The following is a 17,367-nucleotide window of genomic DNA, read 5'->3' as shown; positions in this document are numbered from 1 at the left end:
AGAAGTTAAGCTCCTTAGCGCTGATGGTAGTCGGACTTACGTTCCGCAAGAGTAGGACGTTGCCAGGCAATTATAAATGGAGGATTAGCTCAGCTGGGAGAGCATCTGCCTTACAAGCAGAGGGTCGGCGGTTCGAACCCGTCATCCTCCACCATTTTAATTTGCCGGCCTAGCTCAACTGGTAGAGCAACTGACTTGTAATCAGTAGGTTGGGGGTTCAAGTCCTCTGGCCGGCACCATGTTTAGAGCCATTAGCTCAGTTGGTAGAGCATCTGACTTTTAATCAGAGGGTCAGAGGTTCGAATCCTCTATGGCTCACCATTAATCAAATATCGCGGGTGTGGCGGAATTGGCAGACGCACTAGACTTAGGATCTAGCGCCTTACGGCGTGGGGGTTCGACTCCCTTCACCCGCATTTGCAGAAGTAGTTCAGCGGTAGAATACGACCTTGCCAAGGTCGGGGTCGCGGGTTCGAATCCCGTCTTCTGCTCCATTATTTTGCCGGGGTGGCGGAACTGGCAGACGCACAGGACTTAAAATCCTGCGATGAGAGATCATCGTACCGGTTCGATTCCGGTCCTCGGCACCATCTTTGAATTAAGCGCCCGTAGCTCAACTGGATAGAGTGCTTGACTACGGATCAAGAGGTTATGGGTTCGACTCCTATCGGGCGCGTAATTAATGCTTCATCCTATGAAAAACGGGAAGTAGCTCAGCTTGGTAGAGCACTTGGTTTGGGACCAAGGGGTCGTAGGTTCGAATCCTGTCTTCCCGATATCTGCTAAAATATTTTTAAAATGGGGGCTTAGCTCAGCTGGGAGAGCGCCTGCTTTGCACGCAGGAGGTCAGCGGTTCGATCCCGCTAGTCTCCACCATATATTATTGATTCAAACTAAATACAACGGCGGTGTAGCTCAGCTGGCTAGAGCGTACGGTTCATACCCGTGAGGTCGTGGGTTCGATTCCCTCCACCGCCACTATTATTAGTTGTAAATTATACTCTGGACCTTTAGCTCAGTTGGTCAGAGCTAACGGCTCATAACCGTTCGGTCGCAGGTTCGAATCCTGCAAGGTCCATATAATTTTGGAGGAATACCCAAGTCCGGCTGAAGGGATCGGTCTTGAAAACCGACAGGGGCTTAACGGCCCGCGGGGGTTCGAATCCCTCTTCCTCCGCCATTTTATTACAATTTAATAATTTTAATTATCATATATTTATGGAGGAATACCCAAGTTCGGCTGAAGGGATCGGTCTTGAAAACCGACAGGAGCTTAACGGCTCGCGGGGGTTCGAATCCCTCTTCCTCCGCCATTAATATCATTATCGCGGGATGGAGCAGTTCGGTAGCTCGTCGGGCTCATAACCCGAAGGTCGGTGGTTCGAATCCGCCTCCCGCAATTACATAATTTGGTCTCGTAGTGTAGCGGTTAACACGCCTGCCTGTCACGCAGGAGATCGCGGGTTCGATTCCCGTCGAGACCGCCATTATTTTTAATATTATGGTTCAATAGCTCAGTTGGTAGAGCAATGGATTGAAGCTCCATGTGTCGGCAGTTCGACTCTGTCTTGAACCATTTTATACAAGCCGGCCTAGCTCAACTGGTAGAGCAACTGACTTGTAATCAGTAGGTTGGGGGTTCAAGTCCTCTGGCCGGCACCATTTTCATGGAGGGGTAGCGAAGTGGCTAAACGCGGCGGACTGTAAATCCGCTCCTTCGGGTTCGGCAGTTCGAATCTGCCCCCCTCCACCATTTAATTTAATAGGGGCATAGTTCAAAGGTAGAATAAAGGTCTCCAAAACCTTCGATGTGGGTTCGATTCCTACTGCCCCTGCCATGGCGGTTGTGGCGAAGTGGTTAACGCATCGGATTGTGGTTCCGACACTCGTGGGTTCGATTCCCATCAGCCGCCCTTATTTTATTAATGGGCTATAGCCAAGCGGTAAGGCAACGGACTTTGACTCCGTCACGCGCTGGTTCGAATCCAGCTAGCCCAGTTTTATTGGCGGCATAGCCAAGTGGTAAGGCAGAGGTCTGCAAAACCTTTATCACCGGTTCAAATCCGGTTGCCGCCTCCATGAATTATGCGGGAGTAGTTCAATTTCTAGAACACATTCCTTCCCGGAATGAGATATAGGTGCAAGCCCTATCTTCCGCTCCATTTAATTTAATATCATGCGGGAGTAGTTTAACTCTTAGAACACATTCCTTCCCGGAATGAGATATAGGTGCAAGTCCTATCTTCCGCTCCATTTAATTTTTATATTATGCGGGAGTAGTTTAACTTTTAGAACACATTCCTTCCCGGAATGAGATATAGGTGTAAGTCCTATCTTCCGCTCCATTATCACTTCCTGATTGGAAGTTTTTTGTTTATAACATTGAGCCAGCGTGGCGGAATTGGCAGACGCGCGGGACTCAAAATCCCGTTCCTTTTTGGAGTGTCGGTTCGATCCCGACCGCTGGTATAAATAGCAAATTAGTATTTTTCTGAAACCTCATTAGTATGGGGTTTCTTTTTTTATGGATTTCATTAAATACTATTAGCTCTAAATACTTTGAACATTGAATTGCTTCAAAATTTTGTGAAAGCAATTGTACTGCAAAGGTTTAGCTATTTTAACTTTGCTTGTTATTGTAATTATCAGTTCAACAATGCAAACTTGCTCTACTGGTATTGTAAGTAATAGAAAATTTGTCGAACATTTATTACGTGATAGTTTTTAGTTATTTAAACGCTTTGTAACAAAATTTTAAGTTGTTCGTTTGTTAGAAGTGAACAGACAAGTAAATATTATAACTTATTCAAATGATGATTTATTATATATTATAAGATGCTGTTCAATATTTAAATCTTAGTTTTTAATATAAACTTCATATTGTAGTTTAGTCAAAAATATAATATTATAAGTCTAATGTTATATTTGGAGGATACAAGAATGGTAAAATCTAGCACAGCCAAGATTACAGGGAAAACGTTTTTTAGCAATATTTTGCAAGCTGTTGGAGCAGGTGTAGTCATAGCATTAATACCTAATGCATTATTAGGTGAATTATTAAAGTTTTTTAAAGAAGGCAACGAATTACTAGAAACTATTTATCAGTTAGTCGTTTTGATTCAGTCATTTATGGCGTTTATAATTGGTGTTTTAGCAGCACATCAATTTAAATTTAGCGGTGCTGGTGCCACGATGATAGGCGTTTCCGCTATGATCGGTAGTGGTGCTGTTAAGATGACACCGGAAGGATTTTTACTTAATGGCATTGGCGATATCATCAATACTATTTTAGTTGTAATGATATCTTGTTCTTTATATTTGTTATTACAAAATAAATTAGGGTCACTGGAAATGATTCTGTTACCTGTTATTATTCCAGTAATAAGTGGTTTTATAGGTTTGTTTACATTAGGTTATGTATCAAATGTCACTAAAGGAATTGGTCATGTAGTCAATGCATTTACAGAATTAAATCCATTGATGATGTCTATATTGATATGTGTTACATATGCTTTGTTGATGGTTACGCCAATATCTGTAGTTGCTATCGCAACGGCAATTAGCTTATCTGGTTTAGGTAGTGGTGCAGCAAATATGGGTATTGTAGCAGCTTGTGTGACTTTTTTATTTGGTTCAATTAGAGTTAACGGTGCTGGTGTCAATTTAGTATTGATAATTGGGGCCGCTAAGATGATGATTCCTGTGTATTTTAAGCATTTAATCATTGCAATACCATTAATCATTAATGGTGTGATTGGTGGCTTAATAGCATATTTTATTGGAATTAAAGGTACACCAATGTCTGCTGGTTTTGGTTATACTGGTTTGGTTGGACCTATTAATGCGTTTAATCGAATGGATGGAGATCCGACCATGAATATTATTTTATTAGTATTTGGATATTTTCTAATACCATTTGTATCAGCATTCTTTGTGCATGAAATTTGTAAAAAAATGATGCGTAAATATACAGATGATATTTATAAATTTGAAATCCCTAAACAGTAACAAAGCTTTACAATCACCTAGATAATAACTAGTTTAGTGTTTCATTTATCTTTCAATAGTATAATGCATGTTTATAACAGTCATTATACATATTAATTGATATAAATTTTGATATTAAAACGTTGTGTTAAAAAACACCTTCATATTAAATGAAGGTGTTTTTTTAATATTTAGGGAATATAGCTGTCATTTGATAGCATCAAATATACTATTTTATGTAATCATACTAAGATGATCTTTTAAAATTAAGAAAAAGATACAAAACTCTTATTGAATATTTTTGCGTATTTATGTATAATAATAAATATTATAGAAAGGGGATTAATAGATGAAACAAATATTGAAAGTGATTACTGTTTTTTCATTCCTTATAAGTACTTTGATTATTTACATAAATCCAGAAGTAAATGCTAGTGAAAAAGATCAATGGCACAAAATTAAAGAGCGTGGTGAATTGCGTGTTGGTTTATCAGCTGATTATGCACCTTATGAGTTTGAACATAATGTTAATGGTAAATCAAAGTATGCAGGCATTGATATTGATATCGCAAAAAAGATTGCGAAAGATAATCATTTAAAATTAAAAATTGTAAATATGCAGTTTGATAGTTTATTAGGAGCGATACAAACCGGTAAAATTGATATCATTATTTCTGGAATGACACCTACACCAGAACGATTGAAAGAGGTGGATTTTTCAAAACCTTATATGACGGTCGATCAAAAGATGATTATTAAAAAGTCTGAGGCAGATCGTTTTAAAACAATAGAAGATTTTGCGAATAAAAAAATCGGTGTACAAAAGCAAACACAACAAGAAAAAATTGCGCAAACTGAAATCGATAATGCACAAATTCAATCTTTAACCCGTGTACCTGAAGTTATAATGTCATTGAAAAGCGGAAAAGTTAATGGAATGGTAATAGAGGGGCCGGTTGCAGAAGCGTATTTAAAACAAAATAAAGATTTAACTTTTGCTGATGATGTTAAGTTTAATGAAGGTAGAAAAGAAACGGCAATTGCCTTACCTAAAAATTCTCCCATGCTTATGGATAAATTAAATACCTCTATCAAAGATGTTAAAAATAAAAATTTGCTGAAAGATTATAAAGCGTCAGCTGCTGATGCAATGCAAAAAGATGACGGTAATTTCTTTACGAAATATGGCAGCTTTTTCTTAAAAGGAATTAAAAACACGATTTTAATTTCTATAGTTGGAGTTGTTTTAGGTGCTGTATTTGGTGCATTTATTGCATTATTAAAATTAAGTAAAGTTAAAATATTGAGATGGATTTCTTCAGCTTATATTGAATTTTTAAGAGGCACTCCATTATTAGTACAAGTATTTCTAGTTTATTTTGGTACCACAGCGGTTTTAGGTCTAGATATCTCAGCATTGATATGTGGTATGATAGCACTTGTTATAAACTGTTCAGCATACATTGCAGAAATAATAAGAGCTGGTATTAATGCAGTTGATAAAGGGCAAACTGAAGCTGCTAGAAGTCTAGGGCTTACATATGGTCAAACAATGAAATCAGTTATTTTGCCACAAGCTGTAAAAAACATATTACCGGCTTTAGGTAATGAGTTTGTTACTGTTATAAAAGAATCATCTATTGTATCCGTTATAGGTGTAAGTGAAATAATGTTTAATGCACAAGTTGTACAAGGAGCATCATTTGATCCATTCACACCGCTCATTGTAGCTGCAATATTATACTTTATACTTACATTTACTTTATCAAGAGTGATGTATTTCTTCGAAGGGAGATTGAAAGTTAGTGATTAATATTAAAAATTTATATAAATCTTTTGGAAAAAATGAAGTTTTAAAAGGGATAAATCTAACGGTGGATAAAGGTGATGTTGTTGCTATAATAGGTCCTTCAGGTAGTGGTAAAAGTACACTTTTACGTTGTATAAACCTTCTTGAAACCCCTTCAAGTGGTGAAGTGATATTTAAAGGTCACAGTTTAACAAATGAAAAAACTAAATTAGAAACACTAAGACAACAGATGGGCATGGTTTTTCAAAATTTTAATTTATTTCCACATAAGAAGGTTATAGACAATATCATATTGGCACCTAGTTTATTAAAAAAAGGTAACCAAAGAGATTTGAAAAAGGAAGCAATGGATTTGTTAAAAAAAGTTGGATTAGAAGATAAGGCTAATGCATATCCTGCTCAATTATCGGGTGGGCAAAAGCAAAGGGTAGCTATTGCTAGAGCTTTAGCAATGAATCCAGAAGTACTTCTGTTTGATGAGCCTACCTCAGCACTAGATCCTGAAGTGGTTGGTGATGTTTTAGAAGTAATGAAAGATTTAGCCAAAGAAGGTATGACTATGGCAGTTGTAACACACGAAATGAATTTTGCAAAAGACGTGAGTGATAAAGTTGTGTTTATGGCTGATGGTGTCATTGTGGAATCAGGTACACCACAAAATATTTTTGAGCAACCACAACATGATAGAACTAGAAACTTTTTAGCGCGTGTTTTATAAATATAAAATCAACCAAGGTGTTTGGCAATGGATTATTGTAATTCATTTATAGCACCTTGGTTTTTTTAATAAATATTGAAAATTGTATTATCGAATACTCTTATTAATAATGAATATGTTAAACTATAGAATGTATGTTTTTAAGGCGGGGTGTGAAAGATGAATGTAGATCAATTGAAACAAGATGTCATAGACTATGCTCACTCAATTGGTATTGATAGTATTGGTTTTACCACGGCTGATCCATTTGATGAATTAAAACAAAAATTAGTTGATTATCATGAGAAGGGATATGCTTCTGGATTTGAAGAACCAGATATTGGTTTAAGAACTGAACCTAAGTTAACATTACCTACTGCAAGATCTATTATTGCTATTGCTGTTGGTTACCCTAATAAATTAAAAGGTGCACCTAGAAGTGTACGTGGAGACAGAAGAGGTATGTTTGCTAGAGCATCTTGGGGCCAAGATTATCATTCAATCATGAGAAAACGTTTAGATAAATTAGCTGAGTATCTAGAGGCTAGAGTCCCAGATGTAGAAATTAAATCTATGGTTGATACGGGTGTGCTGTCAGACCGAGCTGTTGCTGAACGCGCAGGATTAGGTTATGTAGGTAGAAATGGATTTGTCATAAATCCAGATCTTGGTACTTGGACTTATTTAGGAGAAATGTTAGTTAGTGTACCTTTTCCTCCTGATGACCCAATCATTGATAGCTGCGGAGATTGTACAATATGTGTTGACCGTTGTCCAACAGGCGCTTTAGTTGGTGATGGACAACTAAATAGTCAAAAATGTATTAGTTTTTTAACACAGACAAAAGGTTACATGCAAGATGAATATCGATATAAAATTGGTAATCGCCTATATGGCTGTGATACATGTCAACAAGTTTGTCCAAGAAATCGTGGCATTAATACACAGCACGATGATATTGTGTTAGAACCAGAAATATTAAAACCAAGGTTAGTACCATTATTACAAATGAGTAATAAAGAATTTAAAAATACTTACGGTCATTTAGCAGGTGCTTGGAGAGGAAAAAAACCAATTCAAAGAAACGCAATTCTAGCGTTAGCACATTTTAAAGAGGAAACTGCGATCCCAGAATTACAAGAAGTTGCATTAAATGACCCAAGGCCGATGATTAGAGCTACAGCTTATTGGGCAATTGGGCAAATTCAAGGAGAGCAAGCAAGACCATTTATTGAAGCACACTACGACAGTGAATTAGAAGAAGTCCAACATGAGATGTTAAAAGGACTAGATATGAGGAGAGAATAAAAAGCATGACGAACCACATTGTATTATTTCAACCACAGATACCTGGAAATACGGGTAGTATCGCTAGAACCTGTGCTGGTACATATACACATTTACATCTAATAAAACCATTGGGATTTAGTACGGATGACAAGATGTTGAAAAGAGCAGGATTAGATTATTGGGATTCTGTAAATATCAGTTATTATGAAAATATAGAATCGTTTTTTGAAAGTACGGAAGGTGAATATTACTTATTAACTAAGTTTGGTGAAAAAACTTATTCGGATTTTGATTTTACTGATGAAGATGAAAATCATTATTTTATTTTTGGTAGAGAAACTACTGGCTTACCTGATTGGGTAAAGGAGAAATATAAAGATACAGCATTAAGAATCCCAATGAATGATAATATAAGATCATTAAATTTATCAAATACTGCATCTTTACTTATTTATGAAGCGTTGAGACAACAAAATTTTCCAAATTTACATTAAATTATATATTAATCAATGAAAAACGACTTTGACATTTGTATAATGTAGATAAAGCTAAAAGTAGTTTTTGAAAATTTAGTTGATTATTAAAATTATATAGTTTATGAAGATAGCTTCAAGGGTATTATTATAAATAATGCTAGAACGCGTCTTAAAAGATTAAGAGGAGTGTAATAACTATGGCAATGAACTTTAAAATTTTAGAAAATGAAAAAAGTGTAGCAGAATATGCTGCAGATATTTTAAGAAAACAGTTTAACAATAATCCAACTACTATAGCAGGCATACATCTTTCTAATGATAATGCACCAGTATTAGATGAATTAAAGAAAAATGTAGATGATCATACAGTAGATTTTAGTCAAATTAATATATTAGATTATGATAGCAACAAGTCTTATTTTGAAGCGTTAGGCGTACCAGAAGGTCAAATATATGGTGTTTCATATGGTCAAGATACAGAATCATTTATAAGTGATAAAATCAAAACTAAAGAAAATAAAGGTAAGTTGATTACACAAATTCTGTCAATAGATACAAATGGTAAACTTAATGTAAGTATCAATCATGGTCTTTTTTCTGCAAGAGAAGTAATTTTAGTGATTACTGGTTCTGAGAAAAAAGAAGTTGTGCATAAATTATATGAAGAAAATGGTAAAACTTCATTTGAGCCATCTGATTTGAAAGCACACCGTATGGTGAATGTTATTTTGGATGAAGCTGCTGCAGAAGGTCTTCCTGAAGACGTACGTCACTATTTCACTGCACGTTTCGCATAAAATTAAAAATGTGAGGTGTAACTAATGACAAATGATAATGCTAATAAAAAGTATTCTAACCATGAAGCAGAACCAAAAAATGAAATGGTCGATGATTTTGAAGATATCGTAGAGTTGGGAAAAGAAATGGAACAAATTTCTGAAGAAAATGATGAAGATAAACTAGATAAATCACATGATTCAAATGTACGTTCTGATTTAGATAATTAAGGTGTTATGTTTATTTAATAAGTGATTAAATAGTATCTTATCTATCAAGGCCTAAACAATATGCTATGAGTACTGCTTACAAACAAAATTATTAATTCGTTTATAAATAATTGGAAGCGAGTAAGAGATGGTCAAATATTAAAAATTTGATGTTCTTCTCGCTTCTTTTTATATTTATTTAATCAATTTGCCAAGTTATTTACATATGATTTTATAAATAATAAAAAAATAATGCCAACATAAATTTGATTATGTTATTATTAAGTCATTATTTGAATTAAGGAGTTATCATTAATATGTTAAGTAACTATTGGAAATACCTCATGATATGTGCTGTGATTGTAAATTTAATTTCTATAAAAGGTTTTCCTATGGCCATTGGAGCAATATATCTGCCAATCTTATTTAAAATTATTCAACTACAAATCAACTTGTCACATGGACTAGTAGATAATGTAAATGCTTCTACGTTCGTAAAAAGTAATCAAACTGGAATCATTATTAGTGTAATATGCTGTATTGTTATAACAGTATTGTTATTTAAGCCGCTTGGAGGATTTTATAATAGTTTAACTGGGTTTTTAGGACTTCTTGTCACAATTAGTCCTGTGACAATGATTATTGGGACGATTCTTTTAGTCTTAACTGCAATAGGTATTATACAAGCAGCAAAGATGAAATTTAATGATGTAACAATTACAAAAGAATAATGAATAGATGTATAAACCAGGAACTAAAAATTAGTTTCTGGTTTTTTAAATGCTAATAACCACGTATTTAAACTTTGTAAATCGATGTTATTAACCAGACAATTTTTATGTAATGAAAACGCTATATTAAGAGATTGCCCAGTTAAATTAATTAATGCTATACTAAAGTTAAATACATATTGAAGGGGAGATTTTTAAATGTCAGTTAGAATTGAACATGATACATTTGGTGAAATTGAAGTACCTGCAGATAAATACTGGGGTGCACAAACAGAAAGAAGTAAACGTAACTTTCCAGTTGGAAAAGAACAAATGCCAATTGAAGTAGTTTATGGTTTCGCTCAATTAAAAAGAGGGGCAGCATTAGCCAATCATGAATTAGGAAAACTAAGTGACGCAAAAAAAGATGCTATTGTTCATGCATGTGATCGTATATTAAACAAAGAATTAGATGAACACTTCCCATTAGTCGTTTGGCAAACAGGAAGCGGTACGCAAAGTAATATGAACGTCAACGAAGTCGTGAGTTACGTTGCAAATATGTACCTCAAAGAACAAGGTAGCGATGAGTCAATACATCCAAATGATGATGTGAATAAATCTCAAAGTTCAAATGATACTTTCCCTACTGCGATGCATGTTGCACTATATAATGAAATAGAAGTAAAACTTGAACCTGCATTAAAATCATTACGTGATACTTTTAAAGAAAAAGAAGCAAAATTTAATGATATTATAAAAATCGGACGTACTCATTTACAGGATGCTACACCTATTCGTTTAGGCCAAGAAATAAGCGGATGGCGTTATATGTTAGATAAATGTGAAACATTACTTAGTGAATCAAAAGCCCATATTTTAAATTTAGCAATCGGTGGTACTGCAGTAGGTACTGGTATCAATGCCCATCCAGAATTTGGTGATAAAGTTGCTAAATTCATTTCAAAAAATACAGGGTATCCATTTGTATCATCTGAAAATAAATTTCATGCATTAACTGCACATGATGAAGTCGTTCAATTACATGGTTCACTCAAAGCTTTAGCTACTGACTTAATGAAAATTGCAAATGATGTGAGATGGTTAGCGTCTGGACCACGTGCTGGACTTGCTGAAATTTCTATACCAGAAAATGAACCTGGTTCATCTATTATGCCTGGCAAAGTCAACCCCACACAATGTGAAATGTTGACGATGGTTGCAGTTCAAGTTATGGGTAATGACACTGTGGTTGGTATAGGTAGTTCGCAGGGGAATTTTGAATTAAATGTCTATAAACCTGTGATTTTGCATAATACATTGCAGTCTATATATTTATTGGCGGATGGCATGCAAACATTTAACAATAATTGTGCTGTAGGCATTGAACCAATTGAAGAAAACATTGATAATTATTTAAATCAGTCACTAATGTTAGTAACAGCATTAAATCCTCATATTGGATATGAAAAAGCTGCTAGCATAGCTAAAAAAGCACATCGAGAAGGTTTAACATTAAAAGAATCTGCCATCCAATCTGGATATTTAACAGAAGAACAGTTTAATGAGTGGATTAAACCGGAAGATATGGTAGAGCCTAAATAAATTTAAAGTCTTAAGGTATATCAATATCTTGATTAACGACGAAACGTCAATTTCTATTTTATTTCAATAGAAATTGACGTTTTTGCATTTGTTTTGACTCATTTTAACTACAATGTTGTTCGCGCGATAAAAGTTATAGAGAGAATTGAAAATTCAACCTATCTCATTTAAATTTCATCATCTAAACTAACTGATATTTTTTCTTGTGTTAATGGATGAATAAATTCAATTTTATAACTATTCAATTGGAGTTGTCTTAAAGTTGAATCACCGTATAGTGGATCTCCGATAACAGGATGTCCAATTTCTGCTAAATGCACACGTATTTGGTGTGTGCGGCCCGTGTCTAATTTCAAATCGACTTCACATATATTTTCTTTGACCATATTCGAAGACAAAATATGTGTAATAGCAGATTGTCCTGTAGTAGATACACGGCGCTTGTTCGAATGAAATTTATCTTTACCAATAGGCGCATTAATGGTTTGTGGTTTAATAGGTAACAAACTATGTACCTTTGCTTTGTAGATACGGTCAATTTTATTTTCTTCTAACATACGATCTAGGATTTTTTTCATTAAAGGGTTTTTAGCAACAATTAATAAGCCTACAGTTTCTTGATCTAAGCGATGTATCGGTTCTGCATAGTCACTATTGATTGTGTATATCACATGATTCATTAATGTATTACTTTCTTTTAAATCATTAGGGTGCGTTTTAACCCCTTTAGGCTTCATAACAATTGCTAAATCATTGTCTTCATAATAAATTTGTGCATATCGATAACTTGGTAAATAATTACTTTTTTCTTCTGGTGTTGGAATGTAAACTTGATCGCCTGTATGTACTTGTGACGTGAGTTTTGCATTTATATCATTGATTTTAATCTCTTTTGACATATTTAAATTGTGTAAATCTTTTTTTGGTAACTGTAATTGCTGGAAAATTTCTCTAAGTGTTAATGCATCATAATTTTCTGGGATTTGAAATTTCATAATATCCTCCTCTTTAACCAATTATTATCATACCATAAACACGCTGTTAAAAATATTAGACCTTGAGATAGATTTAATAATTTTTTACATTGTTTTAATTCAAGTGAAAAGGAATTATTTATCTATTTTTAAATGCTTTACAAACTTGTATAATGTATGTAAATAGGCTTGTTAAAGAATGGACTGGTTAAATGGAAAAACCGACAAGATTAGCATTATTAAAAGAAATTGCTGAATTTTTAAATGAAGAAACAGAAACATATAGTATGCTACAAGGCGCATTAAAATCGTTAATTGATGGTAGTGAATTTACTACGGGCTGGATTTTCTTCATTGATGATGTAGGGCAACATGAACTTGTATCATATAATGGTTTACCAGGAGCATTGGAAAATAATCATTGTGAATATATGCGAAAGGGTACGTGTTGGTGTGTTCAAGCGTATCAAAATAAAAAGTTAACGAAGGCTTCAAATATCATAAATTGTTCAAGGATTAACTTAGCAAATCGTGCTTATCATGAAGAAACAGACGGTATTACGCACCATGCTACTGTACCGTTAAGGTCTGGTGAGGAGCAATTTGGGTTACTCAATGTTGCAACGCCATATACAAGGAGATATAGTGCAGAAAACTTAGAGCTATTAGAATCTGTTGCATTGCAAATCGGATCTGCAATAAAAAGGATTCTCTTAACGGATCAAGAAAAAGAAGCTGCGCGTATTAGTGAACGTAATAGATTAGCTAGAGATTTACATGATTCAGTAAACCAAATGCTTTTTTCTGTTAAATTGACAGCTCACGCAGCATTAGGGATGACACAAGAAAATGTTTCTCGTAAAGCATTCCAAGTGATTGAAGATACAAGCCAGCAAGCAGTAAATGAAATGAGAGCTTTAATTTGGCAATTAAAACCCGTTGGTTTAGAACAAGGATTAGTTAGTGCGCTAAAACAGTATAGTGAGTTATTACAGTTAGAGTTAATTGTTAAAGTAGATGGTTTAATTAAACTTCCAAGTCAAATAGAGGAAAATGTTTATAGGATTGTTCAAGAAGCAATGAATAATACGAAAAAACATAGTGAAACCACTCAAGTTCGATTAGATTTAGTTCAAGCGGACAATTATTTATTGGTAACAATCTCTGATTTTGGCAAAGGTTTTGATAAGCATAAATCAAATCTTTATCACTCGCATGGTTTGAATAATATGAAACAAAGGACTAAACAGATAAGTGGCAAATTGACAATTGAAGGTGAACCAAACAAAGGTACAAAAATTTATATCTCAATACCACTTTAAAGTTTCGAAAGGAAGGTCAAGATGAATCGAATCATTTTGGTAGATGATCACCATATCGTAAGACAAGGTTTAGAATTTCTATTATCAACAGTTGATGATATAGAGGTTGTTAAAGGTTTTTCAGATGGCAAATCATTTTTAAGTTATTTGGAAGCGCATGAATTACCCGATATTGTATTATTAGATTTAGTGATGCCCAATATGAATGGTATAGAAATCACTGAAATTATGAAACAAAAGTATCCAGAAGTAAAAATATTAGTGCTAACCAGTTATGTAGATGATGAACATGTAATTTCTGCAATTGATAAAGGCGCCGATGGTTATGAAATGAAAGATGTTGAACCTGAGAAGTTAATTAAAACAATTAAAAACGTATTGTCAGGTGAAAAAGTTATCCATCCACAAGCCCAAAGTGTTATGGAATCTGTAAGCAGTAAACCGCACTATACAAACAAACTTTCAAAACGTGAATCTGAAGTATTGACAGAAATGGCAAAGGGTAAAACAAATAAAGAAATTGCGGAAACTTTATTTGTCTCAGAAAAAACTGTTAAAACACATGTCAGTCACATATTTGCTAAATTGCAAGTATCCGATCGTACACAAGCGGCGATTTATGCTATGCAGAATAATCTTATATAATATATTAGATGTTATGTAAATATTATTTTACATAGCATTTTTTTATTGGATATATACTTTTGTTTCAAAATGTATAATATTACTATATACTATATCTAATAAACATAAAGGGGATGTTATTATGAAGACTAAAAATCTTTCATTGAAAATTGTTATAGCGTTAATTCTCGGTATAGCAATAGGCTCCATACTTAACATGTTTGCGCAATCAAGTTTTGTAGTCAACGTAGATAAATATGTCTTCAATGTTATTGGGCAAATTTTTCTGAATTTAATTTTCATGTTAGTGGTGCCTGTTGTGTTTGTTTCAATTGTGTTAGGTGTAGTAGGTGTGGGTGATCCTAAATTATTAGGTGGTATTGGTTTGAAAACGATTAGTTTCTTTTTAACCACTACTGCAATAGCTATTATTATTGGGATTACTTTAGCTTTAGTTTTACAACCGGGGGAAGGGAAATCAGATTTATTAAAAAGTGAAGATGTTTCAAGTTATCAAAAAACATTAGATAAAGAAGATAATTCACAAAGTTCTGCTGCAAAGCAATCGTTTGATCAAACACTGATCAATCTTTTTCCTAAAAATCCATTACAAGCCATGAGTGAAGAAAATATGTTGCAAATTATTACATTTGCCATTTTCATAGGGGTTGGTTTGATAATGGTTGGTTCGAAAGCTGAAGCCGTACACCGGTTATTTGAGCAAACCAATGAAGTTTTAATGTATATTGTAACGATGATTATGAGCGTGTTTGCGCCTATTGGTACCTTTGGTCTTGTTGCACATGCATTTACAGGAGCAGGATTTGGAGCTATCCAACAACTTGGTATGTATTTCTTTATAGTGCTTCTAGCGCTATTTATCCATTTCTTTGTTGTATATGGTTCAGCGGTGAAATTTATGGCTAAATCAAGTCCACTAAAGTTCTTTAAAGGATTTCTACCTGCAATTACACTTGGTTTTAGTGCTTCGAGTTCCACTGCAACCTTACCAGTATCACTTAAATGTACAAAAAATATGGGTGTTAGACCTGAAGTAGCATCTTTTGTACAACCTCTCGGTGCTACGATAAACATGGATGGAACAGCAATCATGCAAGGTGTTGCAACAATATTTATTGCACAAATCTCAGGTGTAGAGCTGTCATTTATGCAAATTATAACTGTTGTGGTCATCGCTGTTGTAGCATCTATTGGTACAGCTGGCGTACCTGGGGTTGGACTGATTATGTTAGCAATGGTTTTAAATGCCGTTGGATTAGATCCAGCAGCAATTGGTATTATTTTAGGTATTGATAGATTATTGGATATGACACGAACATCTGTCAATATTACAGGTGATGCTGCTTGTGCACTTATCATTTCAAAAGCTGAAGATAAAAAATTAGCTGCTAGAAATGAAAGTTAATAAAATAATAAACATAAATATAAGGAAATTAAAATCTGAGAGTGGCACTAACATTTATATGTTTTGGCCACTCTTTTTAGTTGATACACATGAGAAGTGTTGCAAAATAGATGTTGATTTATAAAAGTATTTGTCTTACTAAAAAAACTAAACCATCACAATGATAGCTTAGTTTAAGATTAACCTAATGAGTTACTTATTCAGAAAGAAGTACATTGTACAACTCTACAAATTTCTTACCATCTTTTCTTGGAACCTGGTCAAAAAGCCAAGGCTCTCCGTCTGCTTCCATAATAGTTATTCTAAAAGGGGTTAAGGATAGACCGAATTTAACACTTTGAAGTTCATCAAAAGGGAATAAACTTTTGATTTCATGATTTTCAATTACTCCTTTTGCTTTAAACGTAATTTTATCATTATACAATGTCAAAATGCCTGGAATCATTTGAGCATTAATAAATTTCATAGAAGCACTGATAGAAATTAGTTTTGTTGAAGTATGATTATTCAAAGAAACATCCCCTTAAAATATGTTTCTGTTACTATATAATTTTGAAAAATATTATTCAATTTCATGTTCAGTAACAAAAAAAGTAGTGAATGATATCTACATTTCAAATGATATCAATGCACTACTTTTTAGATGTACTACATTTTAATAAGCACGATAAATTTAACGTGTCGTAATAAAGTTAAATAGGGGTGTAACCTTTAAAATTTACATATTGATAAGCTTGTTTTACTTCAGCCTCGGTAGGTGCTGTTATATGCTCTAAAGCATAAGGTAAACCTAGTGATTGCCATTTATGCACACCGAGTTGGTGATATGGCAGTATTTCAAAGCGCTCAACGTTATTGAGTGAATTTATAAATTCACCTAACCGTATTAAATCTTGTTTATCATCTGTAAGACCTGGCACTAGTACATGTCTTATCCAAACAGGCTGTCCTTTACGTGAAAGTGTTTTAGCAAAGTTTAATATATGTGTATTAGGTTGACCAGTTAATTTCTTATGTTTAGCATTATCAATATGCTTAATATCTAATAATATTAAGTCTGTATATTTTAATAAAGCATCTAATTGTTTTTCAAAAGTGGGTGTATTTTTCGCTGTACCAGCTGATGTATCTATACAGGTATGAATATCGTATTTTTTTAACGATTGAAATAGGGCAGTTAAGAATTTAATTTGTAGTAAAGGTTCACCACCACTTATTGTCACACCTCCATTTGATGCATCAAAATATGGTTTAAAAGGTATTATTTCGTTTACCATTTCATCAACTGTAACTGCGCGTGTATAGTCATTTATTTTCCAAGTATCAGGATTATGACAGTATAAACACCTTAGTAAACAACCTTGGGTAAATAAAATATAGCGTAATCCTGGACCATCAACGGTACCCAAACTTTCAACAGAATGTAAATGTCCTTTTAACATATATAGGCCACCTTAAAT

15 protein-coding genes and 26 tRNA genes are annotated in these 17,367 nt (G+C 34.0%); 38 read left to right on the top strand and 3 right to left on the bottom strand.

Annotated features, from left to right (window positions below; genetic code table 11):
- The first annotated feature begins 78 nt into the window (after nt 1-78).
- The 35 genes from KA867_RS09585 (at nt 79) to fumC (ending at nt 11,561) form a co-directional block, all read left to right on the top strand.
- A tRNA-Val gene (locus tag KA867_RS09585) sits at nt 79-154 on the top strand.
- Between the two features lie 9 nt (nt 155-163).
- Nucleotides 164-239: transfer RNA gene (locus tag KA867_RS09580), tRNA-Thr, on the top strand.
- Between the two features lie 6 nt (nt 240-245).
- Nucleotides 246-321 (top strand) — tRNA-Lys (locus tag KA867_RS09575).
- A 13-nt stretch (nt 322-334) separates the two neighbouring features.
- Nucleotides 335-416, top strand: a tRNA-Leu gene (locus KA867_RS09570).
- 3 nt (nt 417-419) lie between these two features.
- Nucleotides 420-494: transfer RNA gene (locus KA867_RS09565), tRNA-Gly, on the top strand.
- 7 nt (nt 495-501) lie between these two features.
- Nucleotides 502-590, top strand: a tRNA-Leu gene (locus KA867_RS09560).
- A 12-nt stretch (nt 591-602) separates the two neighbouring features.
- Nucleotides 603-676: transfer RNA gene (locus KA867_RS09555), tRNA-Arg, on the top strand.
- A 26-nt stretch (nt 677-702) separates the two neighbouring features.
- Nucleotides 703-776 (top strand) — tRNA-Pro (locus KA867_RS09550).
- 24 nt (nt 777-800) lie between these two features.
- A tRNA-Ala gene (locus KA867_RS09545) sits at nt 801-876 on the top strand.
- A 28-nt stretch (nt 877-904) separates the two neighbouring features.
- Nucleotides 905-978 (top strand) — tRNA-Met (locus tag KA867_RS09540).
- A 26-nt stretch (nt 979-1,004) separates the two neighbouring features.
- Nucleotides 1,005-1,078, top strand: a tRNA-Ile gene (locus KA867_RS09535).
- 9 nt (nt 1,079-1,087) lie between these two features.
- Nucleotides 1,088-1,180: transfer RNA gene (locus KA867_RS09530), tRNA-Ser, on the top strand.
- 40 nt (nt 1,181-1,220) lie between these two features.
- Nucleotides 1,221-1,313 (top strand) — tRNA-Ser (locus tag KA867_RS09525).
- 13 nt (nt 1,314-1,326) lie between these two features.
- Nucleotides 1,327-1,400, top strand: a tRNA-Met gene (locus tag KA867_RS09520).
- A gap of 11 nt (nt 1,401-1,411) precedes the next feature.
- A tRNA-Asp gene (locus tag KA867_RS09515) sits at nt 1,412-1,487 on the top strand.
- Nucleotides 1,488-1,503: 16 nt separating this feature from the next.
- Nucleotides 1,504-1,576, top strand: a tRNA-Phe gene (locus tag KA867_RS09510).
- Between the two features lie 10 nt (nt 1,577-1,586).
- Nucleotides 1,587-1,662, top strand: a tRNA-Thr gene (locus KA867_RS09505).
- A 7-nt stretch (nt 1,663-1,669) separates the two neighbouring features.
- Nucleotides 1,670-1,753: transfer RNA gene (locus tag KA867_RS09500), tRNA-Tyr, on the top strand.
- Nucleotides 1,754-1,764: 11 nt separating this feature from the next.
- Nucleotides 1,765-1,838, top strand: a tRNA-Trp gene (locus KA867_RS09495).
- Nucleotides 1,839-1,840: 2 nt separating this feature from the next.
- Nucleotides 1,841-1,913, top strand: a tRNA-His gene (locus tag KA867_RS09490).
- A gap of 13 nt (nt 1,914-1,926) precedes the next feature.
- Nucleotides 1,927-1,998: transfer RNA gene (locus tag KA867_RS09485), tRNA-Gln, on the top strand.
- 7 nt (nt 1,999-2,005) lie between these two features.
- Nucleotides 2,006-2,079 (top strand) — tRNA-Cys (locus tag KA867_RS09480).
- Between the two features lie 8 nt (nt 2,080-2,087).
- A tRNA-Gly gene (locus KA867_RS09475) sits at nt 2,088-2,162 on the top strand.
- A gap of 16 nt (nt 2,163-2,178) precedes the next feature.
- Nucleotides 2,179-2,253, top strand: a tRNA-Gly gene (locus tag KA867_RS09470).
- Nucleotides 2,254-2,270: 17 nt separating this feature from the next.
- A tRNA-Gly gene (locus KA867_RS09465) sits at nt 2,271-2,345 on the top strand.
- A 41-nt stretch (nt 2,346-2,386) separates the two neighbouring features.
- Nucleotides 2,387-2,469: transfer RNA gene (locus KA867_RS09460), tRNA-Leu, on the top strand.
- Nucleotides 2,470-2,940: 471 nt separating this feature from the next.
- Nucleotides 2,941-4,008, top strand: a complete 1,068-nt coding sequence (locus tag KA867_RS09455) for a PTS sugar transporter subunit IIC (RefSeq protein WP_210137840.1) — start codon at nt 2,941-2,943, stop codon at nt 4,006-4,008.
- A gap of 328 nt (nt 4,009-4,336) precedes the next feature.
- Nucleotides 4,337-5,800 carry an ABC transporter substrate-binding protein/permease gene (locus KA867_RS09450; RefSeq protein ID WP_210137839.1) on the top strand — a complete coding sequence of 488 codons (1,464 nt, stop codon included), beginning with the start codon at nt 4,337-4,339 and terminating at the stop codon, nt 5,798-5,800.
- Nucleotides 5,793-6,515, top strand: a complete 723-nt coding sequence (locus KA867_RS09445; protein WP_210137838.1) for an amino acid ABC transporter ATP-binding protein — start codon at nt 5,793-5,795, stop codon at nt 6,513-6,515. The genes KA867_RS09450 and KA867_RS09445 overlap by 8 nt, the downstream gene beginning before the upstream one ends.
- A 159-nt stretch (nt 6,516-6,674) precedes the next feature.
- A complete protein-coding gene (gene queG, locus KA867_RS09440; protein WP_210137837.1) occupies nt 6,675-7,802 on the top strand; it encodes a tRNA epoxyqueuosine(34) reductase QueG in 1,128 nt (375 codons plus the stop codon).
- Nucleotides 7,803-7,807: 5 nt separating this feature from the next.
- Entirely contained in the window at nt 7,808-8,278 is a 471-nt protein-coding gene (trmL, locus tag KA867_RS09435; protein WP_107386552.1) for a tRNA (uridine(34)/cytosine(34)/5-carboxymethylaminomethyluridine(34)-2'-O)-methyltransferase TrmL, read from the top strand.
- A gap of 179 nt (nt 8,279-8,457) precedes the next feature.
- The gene (locus KA867_RS09430; RefSeq protein ID WP_210137836.1) at nt 8,458-9,057 is read left to right on the top strand and encodes a sugar phosphate isomerase family; all 600 of its coding nucleotides are present in this window, start codon (nt 8,458-8,460) and stop codon (nt 9,055-9,057) included.
- A gap of 24 nt (nt 9,058-9,081) precedes the next feature.
- On the top strand, nt 9,082-9,267 hold the full coding sequence (locus KA867_RS09425; RefSeq protein WP_210137835.1) for an SAS053 family DNA gyrase inhibitor: 186 nt from the start codon (nt 9,082-9,084) through the stop codon (nt 9,265-9,267).
- Nucleotides 9,268-9,563: 296 nt separating this feature from the next.
- Entirely contained in the window at nt 9,564-9,977 is a 414-nt protein-coding gene (locus KA867_RS09420) for a hypothetical protein (RefSeq protein WP_210137834.1), read from the top strand.
- Between the two features lie 198 nt (nt 9,978-10,175).
- A complete protein-coding gene (fumC, locus tag KA867_RS09415; RefSeq protein WP_019468114.1) occupies nt 10,176-11,561 on the top strand; it encodes a class II fumarate hydratase in 1,386 nt (461 codons plus the stop codon).
- Nucleotides 11,562-11,728: 167 nt separating this feature from the next.
- On the opposite strand, the gene KA867_RS09410 is transcribed toward fumC, so the two are convergent.
- Complete coding sequence (locus KA867_RS09410; RefSeq protein WP_210137833.1) at nt 11,729-12,556, bottom strand: RluA family pseudouridine synthase; 828 nt, start codon at nt 12,554-12,556, stop codon at nt 11,729-11,731.
- Nucleotides 12,557-12,747: 191 nt separating this feature from the next.
- Here KA867_RS09410 and KA867_RS09405 point away from each other — a divergent pair, with 191 nt between their 5' ends.
- From KA867_RS09405 to KA867_RS09395, 3 genes are all read left to right on the top strand, one after another.
- On the top strand, nt 12,748-13,857 hold the full coding sequence (locus KA867_RS09405; protein WP_210137832.1) for a GAF domain-containing sensor histidine kinase: 1,110 nt from the start codon (nt 12,748-12,750) through the stop codon (nt 13,855-13,857).
- A gap of 21 nt (nt 13,858-13,878) precedes the next feature.
- Nucleotides 13,879-14,502: a response regulator gene (locus tag KA867_RS09400; RefSeq protein ID WP_210137831.1), complete on the top strand. Its 624-nt coding sequence runs from the start codon at nt 13,879-13,881 to the stop codon at nt 14,500-14,502.
- A gap of 121 nt (nt 14,503-14,623) precedes the next feature.
- Complete coding sequence (locus tag KA867_RS09395; protein ID WP_107384713.1) at nt 14,624-15,907, top strand: dicarboxylate/amino acid:cation symporter; 1,284 nt, start codon at nt 14,624-14,626, stop codon at nt 15,905-15,907.
- Between the two features lie 196 nt (nt 15,908-16,103).
- Here KA867_RS09395 and KA867_RS09390 read toward each other — a convergent pair whose 3' ends face one another.
- Both KA867_RS09390 and pflA read right to left on the bottom strand, forming a co-directional pair.
- Nucleotides 16,104-16,418 (bottom strand): hypothetical protein, encoded by a 315-nt coding sequence (locus KA867_RS09390; protein WP_245355961.1) that lies wholly within the window; start codon nt 16,416-16,418, stop codon nt 16,104-16,106.
- Nucleotides 16,419-16,599: 181 nt separating this feature from the next.
- The gene (pflA, locus tag KA867_RS09385; RefSeq protein ID WP_210137830.1) at nt 16,600-17,349 is read right to left on the bottom strand and encodes a pyruvate formate-lyase-activating protein; all 750 of its coding nucleotides are present in this window, start codon (nt 17,347-17,349) and stop codon (nt 16,600-16,602) included.
- Nucleotides 17,350-17,367: the final 18 nt, after the last annotated feature.

This window comes from Staphylococcus sp. GDH8C109P (assembly GCF_017893405.1).
In the GTDB taxonomy this organism is placed as follows: domain Bacteria; phylum Bacillota; class Bacilli; order Staphylococcales; family Staphylococcaceae; genus Staphylococcus; species Staphylococcus cohnii.
This window is presented reverse-complemented; position numbering and strand designations above follow the sequence as displayed.

Coding starts and splice junctions, on each gene's coding strand:
- KA867_RS09455 (WP_210137840.1), top strand. CDS start 2,941: ATGGTAAAATCTAGCACAGCCAAGATTACAGGGAAAACGTTTTTTAGC.
- KA867_RS09450 (WP_210137839.1), top strand. CDS start 4,337: ATGAAACAAATATTGAAAGTGATTACTGTTTTTTCATTCCTTATAAGT.
- queG (WP_210137837.1), top strand. CDS start 6,675: ATGAATGTAGATCAATTGAAACAAGATGTCATAGACTATGCTCACTCA.
- trmL (WP_107386552.1), top strand. CDS start 7,808: ATGACGAACCACATTGTATTATTTCAACCACAGATACCTGGAAATACG.
- KA867_RS09430 (WP_210137836.1), top strand. CDS start 8,458: ATGGCAATGAACTTTAAAATTTTAGAAAATGAAAAAAGTGTAGCAGAA.
- KA867_RS09425 (WP_210137835.1), top strand. CDS start 9,082: ATGACAAATGATAATGCTAATAAAAAGTATTCTAACCATGAAGCAGAA.
- KA867_RS09420 (WP_210137834.1), top strand. CDS start 9,564: ATGTTAAGTAACTATTGGAAATACCTCATGATATGTGCTGTGATTGTA.
- fumC (WP_019468114.1), top strand. CDS start 10,176: ATGTCAGTTAGAATTGAACATGATACATTTGGTGAAATTGAAGTACCT.
- KA867_RS09410 (WP_210137833.1), bottom strand. CDS start 12,556: ATGAAATTTCAAATCCCAGAAAATTATGATGCATTAACACTTAGAGAA.
- KA867_RS09405 (WP_210137832.1), top strand. CDS start 12,748: ATGGAAAAACCGACAAGATTAGCATTATTAAAAGAAATTGCTGAATTT.
- KA867_RS09400 (WP_210137831.1), top strand. CDS start 13,879: ATGAATCGAATCATTTTGGTAGATGATCACCATATCGTAAGACAAGGT.
- KA867_RS09395 (WP_107384713.1), top strand. CDS start 14,624: ATGAAGACTAAAAATCTTTCATTGAAAATTGTTATAGCGTTAATTCTC.
- pflA (WP_210137830.1), bottom strand. CDS start 17,349: ATGTTAAAAGGACATTTACATTCTGTTGAAAGTTTGGGTACCGTTGAT.